The 15011-nt window shown below is 27.7% G+C and carries 14 protein-coding genes, 1 tRNA gene and 2 pseudogenes; 15 read left to right on the top strand and 2 right to left on the bottom strand.

Annotated features, from left to right (window positions below; all coding sequences use genetic code 11):
- Window positions 1-11: 11 nt before the first annotated feature.
- The 8 genes from N5A56_RS03295 (at window position 12) to N5A56_RS03260 (ending at window position 6630) form a co-directional block, all read left to right on the top strand.
- A complete protein-coding gene (locus N5A56_RS03295) occupies window positions 12-884 on the top strand; it encodes a sensor histidine kinase (protein WP_274270176.1) in 873 nt (290 codons plus the stop codon).
- A gap of 104 nt (window positions 885-988) precedes the next feature.
- Entirely contained in the window at window positions 989-1675 is a 687-nt protein-coding gene (locus tag N5A56_RS03290; RefSeq protein WP_265726617.1) for a LytR/AlgR family response regulator transcription factor, read from the top strand.
- A 35-nt stretch (window positions 1676-1710) separates the two neighbouring features.
- A complete protein-coding gene (locus N5A56_RS03285) occupies window positions 1711-2790 on the top strand; it encodes a diphosphomevalonate decarboxylase (protein WP_265726618.1) in 1080 nt (359 codons plus the stop codon).
- 29 nt (window positions 2791-2819) lie between these two features.
- Window positions 2820-3311, top strand: coding sequence for a toxin-antitoxin system YwqK family antitoxin (locus N5A56_RS03280; RefSeq protein WP_265726619.1), 492 nt, complete (start codon window positions 2820-2822; stop codon window positions 3309-3311).
- Window positions 3312-3368: 57 nt separating this feature from the next.
- The gene (locus tag N5A56_RS03275; protein WP_265726620.1) at window positions 3369-4295 is read left to right on the top strand and encodes a mevalonate kinase family protein; all 927 of its coding nucleotides are present in this window, start codon (window positions 3369-3371) and stop codon (window positions 4293-4295) included.
- Window positions 4285-5223: a geranylgeranylglycerol-phosphate geranylgeranyltransferase gene (locus tag N5A56_RS03270; RefSeq protein WP_337994760.1), complete on the top strand. Its 939-nt coding sequence runs from the start codon at window positions 4285-4287 to the stop codon at window positions 5221-5223. Before N5A56_RS03275 ends, N5A56_RS03270 begins: the two co-directional genes overlap by 11 nt.
- Window positions 5224-5259: 36 nt before the next feature.
- Window positions 5260-6120 carry a pseudouridine synthase gene (locus tag N5A56_RS03265; protein ID WP_265726621.1) on the top strand — a complete coding sequence of 287 codons (861 nt, stop codon included), beginning with the start codon at window positions 5260-5262 and terminating at the stop codon, window positions 6118-6120.
- Between the two features lie 57 nt (window positions 6121-6177).
- Window positions 6178-6630, top strand: coding sequence for a DUF1569 domain-containing protein (locus tag N5A56_RS03260; protein ID WP_265726622.1), 453 nt, complete (start codon window positions 6178-6180; stop codon window positions 6628-6630).
- Between the two features lie 40 nt (window positions 6631-6670).
- On the opposite strand, the gene N5A56_RS03255 is transcribed toward N5A56_RS03260, so the two are convergent.
- Window positions 6671-6743, bottom strand: a tRNA-Phe gene (locus tag N5A56_RS03255).
- A 99-nt stretch (window positions 6744-6842) separates the two neighbouring features.
- Between N5A56_RS03255 and N5A56_RS03250 the strand changes: the two genes are divergently transcribed.
- The 7 genes and pseudogenes from N5A56_RS03250 (at window position 6843) to N5A56_RS17685 (ending at window position 14485) form a co-directional block, all read left to right on the top strand.
- Window positions 6843-7568, top strand: coding sequence for a type III pantothenate kinase (locus N5A56_RS03250; RefSeq protein WP_265726623.1), 726 nt, complete (start codon window positions 6843-6845; stop codon window positions 7566-7568).
- Window positions 7568-8854 carry a BamG family beta-barrel-assembly machinery protein gene (gene bamG / locus N5A56_RS03245; protein WP_274270175.1) on the top strand — a complete coding sequence of 429 codons (1287 nt, stop codon included), beginning with the start codon at window positions 7568-7570 and terminating at the stop codon, window positions 8852-8854. The genes N5A56_RS03250 and bamG overlap by 1 nt, the downstream gene beginning before the upstream one ends.
- Window positions 8855-8869: 15 nt before the next feature.
- Window positions 8870-10219 (top strand): tetratricopeptide repeat protein, encoded by a 1350-nt coding sequence (locus N5A56_RS03240; protein ID WP_265726625.1) that lies wholly within the window; start codon window positions 8870-8872, stop codon window positions 10217-10219.
- Between the two features lie 6 nt (window positions 10220-10225).
- Window positions 10226-10789, top strand: a complete 564-nt coding sequence (lptC, locus tag N5A56_RS03235; RefSeq protein WP_265726626.1) for an LPS export ABC transporter periplasmic protein LptC — start codon at window positions 10226-10228, stop codon at window positions 10787-10789.
- Between the two features lie 7 nt (window positions 10790-10796).
- Window positions 10797-10997 (top strand): hypothetical protein, encoded by a 201-nt coding sequence (locus tag N5A56_RS03230; RefSeq protein ID WP_265726627.1) that lies wholly within the window; start codon window positions 10797-10799, stop codon window positions 10995-10997.
- Window positions 10998-11012: 15 nt separating this feature from the next.
- Window positions 11013-12276 (top strand): annotated as a pseudogene (locus tag N5A56_RS03225) (hemolysin family protein).
- 119 nt (window positions 12277-12395) lie between these two features.
- Window positions 12396-14485: pseudogene (locus tag N5A56_RS17685) on the top strand (peptidylprolyl isomerase).
- Window positions 14486-14727: 242 nt separating this feature from the next.
- Here N5A56_RS17685 and N5A56_RS17680 read toward each other — a convergent pair.
- Window positions 14728-15006, bottom strand: a complete 279-nt coding sequence (locus N5A56_RS17680) for a hypothetical protein (RefSeq protein WP_420793183.1) — start codon at window positions 15004-15006, stop codon at window positions 14728-14730.
- Window positions 15007-15011: the final 5 nt, after the last annotated feature.

Raw genomic sequence — 15011 nt, 5'->3', positions numbered from 1 at the left:
TGGTTTGCAGTATGGTTTTTTTCTCACTTTTTTTTAGTGTTGGTTCTAATAATGAAAATTTTATTTTTTGGTTTTCTAGTATTTTAAGTGCAATTTCCATTTCTTCTTCTTACGTTTTCGTTTACTATTTAATTCCTAGTTTTTTAATAGCTAAAAGATATAGACAATTTTTATTATATACTTTTTATGCTGTTGTTTTTATTGTTTGTGCTGTTTTAATGACGGTGGTTTTTGGTTTTGTATTCTTTTATAATTTAGAGTTTCAGCAAATGCCAGCATTAACAAAAAATTCTGGAGTTATTTTAGTTTGTGTCTTGTTAATAATATCGATTTCCAGTGCTATTAAAATTTTAAAGCATAATTATAAATCTTTAGAAGAGAAGAAAACGTTAGAGAATAAATTTTTACAAACGCAATTGCAATTAAAAGAGCAAGAATTAAAATTTTTGAAAATGCAAATTCATCCGCATTTTTTATTTAATACATTAAATACTTTATATGGTTTTGCTATAAAAAAGTCTGATAAAGCACCAGATATGATTTTAAAGTTATCTAATTTATTAGATTATATTTTATACCAGGTTGATAAGTCTTTAGTACGTTTACAGGATGAAATTAATCATATTGAAGATTATATTTCTTTAGAGAAATCAAGATTTCAAGAAGGATTACAGATTCGTTTCGATAAAAAATTAATTGATAAAAAATTAGAAATTGCACCAATGTTACTCCTGCCTTTTGTAGAAAATGCTTTTAAACACGGTGCTCAAATTGATGAGGTTGTAAGTGTAAATATTACATTAAAAGTTGATGTAAAAGAACTTAGTTTCTCAATAGAAAATTCATCAAAAAATAAAAAAGTTCTAGAAACGGTATTGGGTTAGAGAACATAAAAAAAGATTAGAAATGTTGTATTCTAATAATTATAATCTAGAAATTGTAGAAAAGGTGACTTCGTTTAGAGTTAATTTAAAAATCAATCTAAAAAATGAGGAATAAGTTAAGTTGTGTTATTGTAGATGATGAACCAATTGCAAGAGAAATTATTGCATCTTATATTTCTAAAACTCCAAACTTAGAACTCGTAAAAAGTTGTAAAAATGCCTCAGAAGCACTTTTACATTTAGAAGAAAATGAAACCGATTTATTTTTTTTAGATATAAACATGCCGGAGATTTCAGGACTTAGTTTAGCGAAAGTAATAAATAACAAGACTCAAATAATTTTTACTACTGCATATAGAGATTATGCAATTGATGGCTTTAATTTAAATGTAGTAGATTATTTATTAAAACCTATTAGTTTTGATCGATTTTTAGAGGCAACACAAAAAATTTCTAAACTTCAAGTTCATGAAATTAATAATGATTTCATGTTTGTAAGATCAGAAAGAAAAATGGTAAAAGTAGATTTTTGTTCTATTTTGTATGTAGAAAGTTTAAGCGATTATGTTAAAATATTTACTACAGAAAAAACAATAGTAATTAGAGAAACTATTACTAGTTTAGAACAAAAATTGCCCTCAAAATTATTTTTAAGAATTCATAGGTCTTTTATTATCTCATTTAAAAATATTACATCTTATACTAATGAGCATATAGAGATTCATAAAAAAGCATTGCCAATTAGTAGAGGTTACAAAGAATCCGTTTTACAAAAATTAGCAGAAGTGTAGGCTAAACTTTATCTTTGTTTAAAAATTTTTAGACCTTGAATACAGATCAATTTTTAGTAAAATCAGCAATAAAACATATTAATAACGCTAGCTTTACTTGGCAAACACCAAGTAATATTGCATTAGTTAAATATTGGGGAAAAAGTAATCCTCAAATACCAAAAAATGCATCGATTAGTTTTACTTTAAACAATTGCCATACGATAACCACTATAGAATTTGTTAAGAAAGAAAAATCAGAAGAGGTAAGTTTTAATTTATTTTTTGAAGGAAAACCAAAAGAAGAGTTTAAGCCTAAAATTGCAGAATTTTTTAAAAGAATTCAAGAGTATTGTCCTTATATTTTTGAATATGAAATGACAATAAATTCAGAAAATTCTTTTCCACATTCAAGCGGAATTGCATCATCAGCAAGTGGTTTAAGTGCAATTGCTATGTGTTTAATGAGTTTAGAGCAAGAATTAAATCCTGATTTATCTGTAGAATCTATCAATAAAAAAGCATCATTTTTAGCTAGATTAGGATCTGGTAGCGCAAGTAGAAGTATAGAAGGTCCATTAGTAGTTTGGGGAGAACACCCCGAAATTGAAGGAAGTTCAGATTTATATGGTGTTCAATTTCCTTTCAGCATAAACCCTATTTTTGAAAATTATCAAGATGTAATTTTATTGGTAGATAAAGGAGAGAAGCAAGTTTCTAGTACTGTTGGCCATAATTTAATGCATAACCATCCGTACGCAGAAAATCGTTTTAAACAAGCAAATGAAAATTTATGTAAAATGTCTAAAATTTTACAAGAAGGAAGTATAAAAGAGTTTATTTCATTAGTAGAAAGTGAGGCATTAACCTTGCACGCTATGATGTTAACTAGTAATCCTTATTTTATTTTAATGAAACCTAATACTTTAGAAATTATTAATAAAATTTGGGAATACAGAGAAGAAAACAATAGTAACATCTGTTTTACTTTAGATGCAGGTGCAAATGTGCACGTTTTGTTTCCTGAGAATGAAAGAGAAAATGTAATTCAGTTTATTGATAGTCAGTTATCTAATTACTGCCAGAAAAATCATTATATTTGTGATGTAGCAGGTTTTGGAGCAAAAAAGCGATAAAACTATCTGTTACCTTAAAACTTAATATTATGAAAACTTCAACTTTAATTATTGTAATGGTTGTTGGGTTTTTAACTTCTTCTCTATCTGCCCAAGAAACTATTTGGTTCGATTCTAATTGGAATCTAACAACTAAAGAAAATGCTAAGTATTACAGGATTGCTCCAAAGAAAGTAGAAAAAGGTTATTTAATAATTGACTATTATATTTCAGGAAAAAAACAAATGCAAGGTTTAAGTGTTACTAATGAGCCTAATAAGGAAATGTATATTGGTGTAGTTAATTATTATTACGAAAATGAAAAACTATTTCAAAAAGTAAATTATGTTCAAGGAAAACCAGAAGGAAACTTTATAGAATATTATAACACAGGAGAAACACAACGCGTTGGTAAGTATGCTAATGGTTTTAGGGAAGGAAGTTGGAAAACGTATTATAAAAATGGAAAAATACAATCTCGAGGTAAATATAAAAAAGGTGAGAAAGTAGGTGTTTGGAAAACTTTTTATAAAAATATTTGATATAATTTAACTTAAAAATTTAATTTGTATTTTTGCATTGCTATTGATTAAAAAAATATGAAAGGACCACTATTTTACGCTAAAATTCTTCTCTTTGGAGAATATGGGATTATAAAAGATTCTAAAGGTTTAGCTATACCTTTTAATGCTTACAGAGGAGCGTTGAAAACAACGGAAGTTTTAGAAGGAAATTCTAAAACGTCTAACGAAAATTTATTCAAATTTTACAATTATATTTCTGCTTTAAATTCAGATTTAGTTTCTTTTAATTTAAAAGAATTTAAAACAGATTTAGAAAAAGGAATGTATTTTGATTCTTCTATTCCTCAAGGTTATGGTGTAGGTAGTTCTGGAGCTTTAGTAGCTTCTATTTATGATAAATATGCAAATAATAAGATTACTGTTCTAGAAAACTTAACGCGAGATAAATTGTTGAGTTTAAAAGAAGTTTTTTCTCTAATGGAATCATTTTTTCATGGAAAAAGTTCTGGTTTAGATCCATTAAACTCATATTTAAGTTTACCAATTTTAATTAATTCTAAAGAAAATATTGAACCAGCTGGAATTCCATCTCAAAAGGAAGGTAAAGGGGCTGTGTTTTTATTGGATTCTGAACAAATTGGAGAAACCGAGCCAATGGTAAGTATTTTTATGAATAAGATGAAAAATGAAGGTTTTAGAAAAATGTTGAGTGAAGAATTTTCTGCTTCTACTGATGCTTGTATCGAAGATTTTTTACAAGGAAATGTGAAATCTCTTTTCGGAAATGTAAAAAATCTATCAAAAATAGTATTAAAGAATTTTAAACCTATGATACCTGATGCTTTTCATAAAGTTTGGGAAAAAGGGATTAAAACGAATGATTATTATTTAAAACTTTGTGGTTCTGGTGGTGGAGGTTACATTTTGGGTTTTACAGAAGATTTTTCTAAAGCGCAAGAAAGCCTTAAAGACTATAAATTAGAATTGGTTTATAGGTTCTAAAAATTACACTCATGAGTTCTTCAAATACGAAGACTTTATTAAAAAAATCTTCAGTTTATTATCGGTTATTAGAGGTTATAACATTTTAGTTTTAATCATAGCGCAATATTTAGCCGCAGTATTTATCTTTTCACCAGAAAAATCTATAAGACATGTTTTTTTTGATATAGATCTACTTTATATCGTCTTAGCATCAGTTTGTGTAGTTGCGGCTGGTTATATCATTAATAATTTTTATGATGTACAAGTAGATAAAATTAATAGACCTGTTAAAACTGGTTTGGATAATTATGTAAAACAATCAACTAAATTATCACTTTATTTTTTCTTAAATTTTTTAGGATTTACTTTTGGATTGTTTGTTTCTTTAAAATCAGCAATGTTTTTTTCTGTCTATATTTTTAGTATTTGGTTTTATTCTCATAAACTAAAAAGATATGCTTTTACCGGATTAATATCTGCTACAGTGTTAACTATTTTACCATTTTTTGCCGTATTTGTGTATTATAAAAACTTCTCTAAAATTATATTTGTACATGCAATTTTTTTGTTTTTAGTTATTATGGTAAGAGAATTAATAAAAGATTTAGAAAATATAAAAGGTGCGATAGTAAACAATTATAAAACATTTTCGGTGGTTTATGGAGAGTTAAAAACAAAACAATTGTCTTTGTTTCTTTTATTGTCAACTTTTTTTCCGATAATTATTTTATTCAGCTATCCGGCTTTAAGTTATATGAGGTTTTATTTTTATGCAGCTTTAATAACCTTGTCTTTTGTTGGTATTTATTTATGGAAAGCAAAAAGACAGAACCAGTATCGATTTCTTCATAATATTTTAAAACTTTTATTATTAGTTGGTGTTCTTAGTTTGGTTTTTATAGATACATCTCTATTATTAGAAAAAGTAATAGATAGGCTGCATTAGAAAGTCAATTTAAGTACCTTTGCCAAAATTTTATAAATGGACTCAAAGAATAACTCGTCGAGAAGACGACAAGAAGGTAAAAAAAGTACATCTCAAAGAGATGGTAAAAAAAACACACCTCTAAGTAGAAAAAGTTTTAAAAAAGACTTTAAAAAAGTAAAGTCTACCCCCAAAGCAAATGAATCGACTGGAATTCGATTAAATAAATACATAGCTAATTCTGGTGTTTGTTCTCGTAGAGAGGCAGATACTTATATAGAACATGGTAGTGTAGAAGTTAATGGGAAGCTTGTTACAGAAATGGGATATAAAGTACAGCCAGATGACATAGTTCGTTTTGATGGTACTTCTATTACACCTGAGCAAAAAAGGTATATTCTCTTAAATAAACCTAAAAACTATATAACTACGATGGATGATGATCGTGGTAGAAAAACGGTTATGGAGTTAGTTTCTAATGCTTCTAAAGAAAGAATTTATCCGGTTGGTAGATTAGATAGAAATACTACAGGTCTTTTATTGTTTACTAATGATGGAGATTTAGCTAAAAAATTAACACATCCTAAGCATAATGTTCGTAAATTATATCATGCCTCTTTAGATAGAAAGTTAGATTTAAAAGATTTAGAAAAGCTAAGAGGAGAAGTTATTATTGAAGGTAGAAAAGTGTTTATTGATGCAGTGTCATATGTAGATGGGCAGCCAAAATCTGAAATAGGTATAGAAATACATTCTGGGAGAAATAGAATTGTTCGTAAAATATTTGAACATGTTGGTTACAAAGTAAATAAGTTAGATAGAGTAATTTTTGCTGAATTAACAAAGAAAAATTTACCTAGAGGTAGATGGAGAGAGCTTACAAATTTAGAGCTTAACAATCTTCAAATGATGAAATAAATATATAAATCCAACTTTTTAGTTGGATTTTTTTGTTAAAAATAAAAAGGTTTATACATGTTAAATAAAGAATTAGAATTAATTAATAGCTATTTAAAATATCTTGATGTTGGAAATCAAGAAATTTCCAAAGGAAGTGTCGGTTGGCACTTAGATCATTCCTTAAAAGTAATAAATAATGTTTCTGTAGCGTTAATAAAATCAGATGTTAGAGATTATAATTCTAAGTTTAATTTATTAAGATTAATTACTTTTACTATAGGTTTTTTTCCAAGAGGAAAGGCAAAGTCTCCAAAAAGAGTATTGCCGCCAGAAGAAATATCAATTGGAGATGTAAAAAATCAGTTAGATTTAGCAACTAAGAATCTTAAATTAATAACAACTCTTAAGGATCATCAGCACTTTATACATCCTTTATTTAAGCAATTAAATAAAAAACAAACCATAAAGTTTCTTAGGCTTCATACAAATCATCATTTAAAAATTATTAGAGATATTTTAAATAAATAAAAGATATAAAAAAACCCGAACAAGATGTTCGGGTTTTAAGTGGTACCTCCAGGAATCGAACCAGGGACACAAGGATTTTCAGTCCTTTGCTCTACCAACTGAGCTAAGGTACCATTGCCTTAGCGGATGCAAATATAATACGTTTTTTTACATCTCCTAGAGAAAACTTAAAAAAATGTGTTGTATTTTTGAAATTATTAAAAATTGATAAAATGAATTTAGCAGTTGATGTAGGTAATACTAGGGTTAAAGTAGCTGTATTTGAGAAAGATAAGGTTGTAGGGTTGCTTGTTTTTAATAGAGTTGTTATTATTTCTGAATTAAAAAAAATAATTAAAAAACATAAAATTTCTTCTGCAATAATTTCAAGTGTAGCTATTTTACCGCCAAATAAGCTAAAAAAGTTAGAGGAAATGGTTCCTTTTCTATTTGTTTCTTCCCAAACTAATGTACCTTTTAAAAATTTATATAGTACTCCAAAAACTCTAGGAGTAGATAGAATTGCTTTGGTTTGTGGAGCTGTCTCTAAATTTCCACAAAAAAACGTATTAATAATCGATGCGGGAACATGTATAACGTATGATTTTGTTAATGAAAAACAAGAGTATTTAGGAGGTGCTATTTCTCCAGGAATAAAAATAAGGTATAAATCTCTAAATAATTATACTTCGAAATTACCCTTACTAAATACTAAAGAACCTGTTGGTTTTATAGGAAAGAGCACAGAGGAAAGTATAAATTCTGGAGTAGTAAACGGTGTTATACAAGAAATTGAAGGAATTATTAATCAATACAAGAAAAAATATACAGATTTAACAGTTGTTTTAACAGGAGGAGATACAATTTTCTTGTCAAAACAATTAAAAAGTAGCATATTTGCCAATCAAAATTTTCTCCTAGAAGGATTAAATGGAATATTGATTTTTAATAATAAATAATGATTAGAAAGATTCTAATAGCACTTTTACTAATAACAACTTTTACGTTATCAGCTCAAAGAACAAATTCGTCTCCATATTCTTTTTTTGGTATTGGTGATGAGTTTAATGCTACAACTGTAGAGCAGAGTGCAATGGGAGGCATAGGTGTTGCTTATAGCCACTACAAATATTTAAATTTTACAAACCCTGCAGCATATTCAAGTTTAAGATATACTACATATGCTTTTGGAATGTTAAATAATGATTTAACTGTAAAAAGCGGAACTTCTAAACAAAGTTCAACTTCAACAAGTTTAAGCTATATTGCTATAGGAATTCCTTTAAGTCAAAAAGCAGGTATGTCTTTAGGTTTACAGCCTGTATCTTCAGTTGGTTACTCTTTGTCTAATACTATTTTGGATGCAAATGGTGATATTTCAGAAGTTTCACTTTTTGCTGGAAATGGTGGAGTAAATAGAATTTACGGTAGTTTTGGTATTGAGCCTTTTAAAAACTTCTCTGTTGGTATAGAGGCAGATTATAGTTTTGGTAACATAGATAATAGTATTAAACACCAAAAAATTGGTGTGGCATTAGCAACTAAATTTGAAGAAGTTGCTGTTGTAAGAGGTGGTTCTGTAAAATTAGGAGCGCAATACAAAAAGGAACTAAAAGACCAAAAAATATTAACACTTGGTGCTACTTTTAAGTTAGGAAATGATTTTGAAGTTACTGGTAATGACTATTTGTATTCTTTATCATTTTCTTCAACAGGAACAGAAATTCCAAGAGATACTACTTCTACTTCTAGTATAAATGGCAAGTTTAATATGCCTTTAAAAACTACTTTAGGTGTTGGTTTAGGTAAAATAGATAAATGGTATGCTGGTTTAGAATACGAAAATCAGAACTCTATTGAAGCTACAGGTTTTTTAAATACAACAAACAATGCTTATAAATATGGGAAATCGAACAGATTTTCTTTGGGTGGTTTTTATTTGCCTAAAATTAATTCTATTTCTAGTTATTGGAATAGAGTAACTTATAGAGCCGGTTTGCGTTTTGAAAAAACAGGTTTATTGGTAGATGGATCTGGAAATAATTCAAATTTTGCTAAAGTTGACGACTTTGGCATGTCTTTTGGTTTAGGTTTACCATTAAAAAGAATGTCTACTGTAAATATGGGGTTTGAGTTTGGAAAAAGAGGAACTACAGACAACAATTTAATTGAAGAAAATTATTTTAACTTTAGATTAAGCCTATCTTTGACTGATCTTTGGTTTATAAAGAGAAAAATTGATTAATAAAAAACAACTAAAATGAAGAAAATTACGTTTTTACTAGCAGTAACTATGCTATTAGCGACTGGGAAAACAAATGCGCAAGATGATGCTAAGAGAGAGTGTACTATAAAATATAACCTTTTTAAAGGAGATTTTAAATCTAAAAAATACGATGAGGCTTTTCCTAACTGGGAATACTTAATGAGTAATTGTCAAGATTTATCTGTAAATATTTATAAATATGGTTCAACTTTAGCAGAAGATGTTAAAAAAGATCCTGCTTTAGCTAAAAAAGTTTATGAGCAGAGATTACAGTATTTTCCTAAACACCATGATGTTAAAAATAATTTAGCAAAAGCACATAGTGATTATGCTACATATTTAGCAAAAAATAACTTGGCTTCTGAAGATGAAATTTTCAAAATATTAGAAACAGCATATAATATCTCTCCAAGAGATATGGGAGTAAAAAATATTTTTAAATACTTTAAAGGTATTACAGCAAGAAATAAAGATACTGCCCCACAAAAAGTATTTGATACCTATGATGATGTACTTGAGTCTGTAAGTGAAAAATTAGATGATTATTCTAAGAAAATTAGTAAATTAACTAAAGACTCTACTGTAGTTTTAAGTAAAAAAGAAGCTAGAAGATTAAGAGCATATAAAATAAATTCAAAAGCATTAGGACAAGTAGAAGGTGGTTTAGATGCAATTATTTCTGAAATTGCAACATGTGAGCGTTTAGTGCCATTATATCAAAGAGATTTTGAAGCAAATAAAGGGAATGCAACTTGGTTAAGAAGAGCAGTGTCTAGAATGTTTAATAAAGGGTGTCAAGAAGATCCTTTATACGAAACTTTAGCTAAAGCATATGCAGAATCTGCACCATCACCAGATTCATATTCTTTTTATGCTGGTATTTTAGAAAAAAATGGAGATACTTCTGGAGCAACAGCTATGAGACAAAAAGCATTTGATTTAGAAACAGATCCATTAAAAAAGGCTAAAACTAAATTAAAATTTGCACAAGCAGCAAAATCTAGAGGACAACTATCTAAAGCAAGAAGTCTAGCAAGAGAAGCTTTAAAGTTTAATCCTAATTTTGGTAAAGCTTATTTGTTAATTGCAAGATTATATCAATCTAGTGTTAATAATTGCGGTAGCAACGAGTTTGAAAAAAGAATGGTTTATGCAGCAGCTTTAAGACAAGCTCAAAAAGCATCATCTGTAGACCCTAGTATTTCTTCTGCAGCAAGAAAATATATAGCTTCATACAGAGCCAATTTACCTAGTAAAAAAATTATTTTTACAGAAGGAGTTACTCCAGGAAGTAGTTATACAATTAAATGTTGGATTGGTGAAACAGTAAGAGTTCCTAATTAATATTTTGTGATTAAGAAATATAATATAATAATTAAAAGCATTGCTGTACTTTATGTATTGGCAATGCTTTTTTCTTGTTCTAATGATACACAAAAAGTTAGAGATTTTTTAGCAGATAAAAATTTACCTGTTGGCTCTGCTAAAAATGCTTTTCATGTATATAAAGATTCTGGAAGAATTACTTCAAAATTAATAACGCCATTAATGCTAGATTTTAGTAATAGAAAAGAGCATCCTTATAGTGAATTTCCAGAAGGAATTAAAATTATAAATTTCGAAAACAAAGGTTCGGATTCTGTTACCATTACAGGAAATTACGCTTTATCTTATGCAAAAACTTCTATTTCTGAAATTAAAGGAAATGTAGTTGTAATTAATCATACAGATCAATCAAGATTAGAAACAGAACAATTATTTTGGGATGAAGAGACTAAATATTTTGTTTCAGAAAAAGCCTTTAAGCTTACTAAAGAAAAAGATACTATTTTTGGAATAGGATTTGAATCTAAAGATGATTTATCTAAACATTTTGCAAAAAAAACAACAGGAAGGTTAGAAACCTCAGAATAATATTTTTATGAATAAAATTTGGAAACTTTTTCAATACGGTTATATAGTAATTGCTATTTTTTTCTTGATTGATGCAATAACTAGCTTTACTTCAGATAAAGGAAGAGCTATTTTGTCTTTTATTTTTGCTATCTTTATTACTTTAGTTTTTTTCTTTAAACGATATTTTAGAAAAAAAGTAGAAAAAAGAAACAATCAAAATAAATAGTTTTTAAAGTTCTTAATGGAAGTTGAACTCATTATTATAATTGTATCAATTTTATTATCCGCATTTTTTTCGGGTATGGAGATCGCATTTTTTTCAGCAAATAAAATGCATATTGAGTTAGAAAAAAAGAGAAGGCTTTATACCAAAAATCCTTACTAAAATAACTCAGAAATCATCAAAATTTATTACCACTATGCTTGTTGGTAATAATATATCATTAGTAATTTATAGTTATTATATGGGGAAATTCTTAATAAGAATACTTCCATTAAACAATTTTAATGACTTTTCTATCTTACTAGTACAAACTTTAATTTCTACATTAATAATTTTAATTACAGCAGAGTTTTTACCAAAAGCTATTTTTAGAATTTATGCAAACGAGGTTCTTAAAGTTTTTGCTATTCCTGCTTATTTTTTCTATTACTTATTTCATTTTTTTCAGAATTTATTACTAAAATATCTGATTTCTTTTTACGAGTATTTTTTAAAACAGATGCTGATGAACAAAAAACTGAATTTAGCAAAGAGGAACTTGGTAATTATATTAATGAACAATTAGAAACGGGTAATACAGACGACGAGGTAGATTCTGAAATTCAAATTTTTCAAAATGCTCTAGAGTTTCAGAACGTAAAAGCAAGAGAAGTTATGGTTCCTAGAACCGAAATTGAAGCTGTTGAAATTCATGAAAATGTTACTAATTTAAAAAATGCTTTTATCCAATCTGGTTTGTCTAAAATATTAGTTTATAAAAATTCTTTAGATGACGTTGTAGGTTATGTAAATGCTTTTGAATTATTTAAAAAACCAAAAACAATAAAATCTATTTTACTGCCTCTAGAAATTGTACCCGAATCTATGATGATTAATGATATTTTAAATACATTAATGAAAAAGCATAAAAGTGTAGCTGTAGTTGTAGATGAATATGGAGGTACTTCTGGTATGATTACGGTTGAAGATATTGTAGAAGAATTATTTGGTGAAATTGAAGATGAACACGATTCTCAAGAATTTTTAGAAAAAAATAAGTAATACTGAGTTTAATTTTTCAGGAAGATTAGAAATAGATTACTTAAATGAAGAATATGGATTAAATATTTTAAAATCTGAAGCTTATGAAACTTTAGGAGGTTTTATTATTGAACATACAGAAAATATTCCTGAAGAAAAAGAGGTTATTGAACTCGATAATTTTGAAATTACTATTTTAAAAATTAGTGGAGCAAAAATTGATGAAGTATCTCTTAAAATTCTAAATCGAGAAGATAATTAAAACTATACTGTCTTTTGTATAGAGAAAATACACTTAACATACTACTAATAAGTGTAAAATGGGTTGTAATATTAAAACCAAAAATCGTATATTCGCCAACTGAAAATAAATAAATAAGTATGGCAGTTTTATCAAAAATTAGAGAACGCTCAATGTTCTTAATTATAATTATTGGATTAGCACTTTTTGCTTTTGTATTAGATCCATCTACACTTGGTGATTTTTTCAACTCAAGCAAAATAAATGAAATAGGAGAAATTGATGGAGAAGCTATTTCTAGACAAGAATTTGCAAGTGAGTTAGATTCATATAAACAGCAAGCAGGAAGTAATGTATCTGAAATGCAAGCTGCTAAAACTGTTTGGGATAATATCGTTAGAAAGAAGATTTACAAAAAACAATTAGATGAAGCTGGTATAACAATTGGTGAAGCAGATGTTTGGCAACAAATAGTAAATGCATCATTTGTACAAAGTAATCCAGAATATCAAAATGAAGCGGGTTTGTTTGATGAAGGTAAATTCAAGCAATTTTTAGCTAATGAAAAAGAAAATAGTACAGCATTGTGGTCTCAATGGTCTAATTACATGAATCAGATTAGAGATAATGCAGAGAGAACTACTTTTAATAATTTAGTTGCTGCTGGATTAGGCGCTTCTTTAAAAGAAGGAGAAAATGAACATTTAATTGATAATACTAAATTATATTCTCAATTTGTTTATGTGCCTTACACTACTATTGCAGATAGCTTAGTAAACATTAGTAAGTCTGAAATTCAAGATTATATAAATAATAATAAAGCAGACTTTAAAGTAGAAGCATCTAGAGATATTTCTTACGTTAAATTTAATATTGTTGCTACTTCTCAAGATGAAGAAGCTATTAAAAAAGATGTTGCTTCTTTAATAGCTGATTTTGAAAAAGCTACTGATAATAGTATCTTTTTATCTGAAAATGGATCTGATTTAGGTTTGAATAACGAATTCCAGTATAAAAACTTTGTTAATCAAGAAAATGCAGATAGAATTTTTGCCGGAAACAAAAATGAAATAGTTGGTCCATATAAAGACAAAGGATACTTCAAGCTTTCTAAAATTACAGATGTTGTCTCAATGCCAGATTCTGTAAAAGCGAATCATATTTTAATTCCTTATGTTGGCGGACAAAGAGTTGGTTCTGATATAACAAGAACTGAAGAAGAAGCTAAGAAATTAGCAGATAGTATTTTAAAAGTTGTTAAAAGAAGTGATAGAAAATTTTCAGCTTTAGCAAAAAGTTTTCTTCAGATAAATCAAACTCAGATAAAGGTGGAGAATTAGACTGGTTTAATTATACGAGAATGACGCCAGCTTTTAGAGATTTTGCTTTTACTAATAAAAAGGGAACTACTCAAGTTGTTAAAACCCCATTTGGTTTTCATGTAGTTAAGATTACAGATCAAAAGAACATACAAAAAGTATTAAAATTAGCTACTTATTCTAGAAAAATTGTAGCCTCGGAAACTACTGAAAATAATGTTTATAGAAATGCAGAACAATTTGCTTTAGAAATTTCTAAAGGAAAAAATTATTTTGATGTTGCTAGAGAAAACAAATACATTACTAAACCTGTTGTAGGTTTAAAAGTATTAGATGAAAATGTACCTGGATTAGGATCTGAAAGACAGATTGTAAGTTGGGCGTTTGGAAAAGATTCTAAAGTTGGAACATTTAAGCGTTTCGATTTAGAAGGAAGCCATGTTGTTGCTATAGTAAAAGGAAGTACACCTAAAGGTTTAATGCCAGTTAAGAATGCTACTGGACAAGTAAGACCTATTTTAATGAATAAAAAGAAAGCGGCTTTACTTTTAGAAAAATTTAATGGAGCAACTTTAGGAGATATAGCTAAAGATAATAGTGTATCGGTTAGAAGTAGCAGTAATGTTTCTTTAAAAACTTCTGTTCTTTCAGGTGTTGGAACTGAGCCTAAAATAATAGGCGCTATGTATAATGCAGAAATTAATAAGGTATATAGTGGGCTAGAAGGAGCTAAAGGTGTATTTGCTTTTAAAGTAACTAAGAAGGAGTTACCAACTGCTTTACCTAATTATGAAGCTAACAGAAAAAGAATTTCTGAATCAAGAAAAAACTCTACATTTAAAGTTTATGAAGCTATAAAGAAAGCTACTAAAATTGAAGATAATAGAGCAAACATGTATGTAGCTAACTAAAGTTTTAGACGTATTATTTATCATATAAAATCCGTTCAAATTATTTGAACGGATTTTTTTGTTTATATATTTATTTTTTCTGCTGTCCTTATTAATAATAAAGTATTTATGAATATGTATTAATGTGGTTAAATCAATTAATATAAATTTTATGTCAACCAACCAATCTATAGTTATTATAAATAAAAAATACCTTTTCGATTTCTCAAAAAGGTGTTTTTTACTTTAATAATTGATTTTATTTAGCCATTCATTGAAATAAGAAACTCATCATTGTTTTTAGAGAACTTAATTCTATCATTTATAAATTCCATAGCTTCAATAGGGTTCATGTCTGCAAGATACTTACGTAATACCCACATTCTTTGAACTGTTTTAGCGTCTAAAAGTAAATCATCTCTTCTAGTAGAAGATTTAATTAAATCTATTGCAGGATAAATACGTCTATTAGAAATATTTCTATCTAATTGTAATTCCATATTACCAGTTCCTTTAAATTCTTCGAAAATTACTTCATCCATTTTAG

It is taken from the genome of Polaribacter ponticola (assembly GCF_026191475.2).
Lineage (GTDB): Bacteria > Bacteroidota > Bacteroidia > Flavobacteriales > Flavobacteriaceae > Polaribacter > Polaribacter ponticola.
Note: the sequence above shows the minus strand (reverse complement) of the source record. Positions and strands in the feature narration are given on the sequence as shown.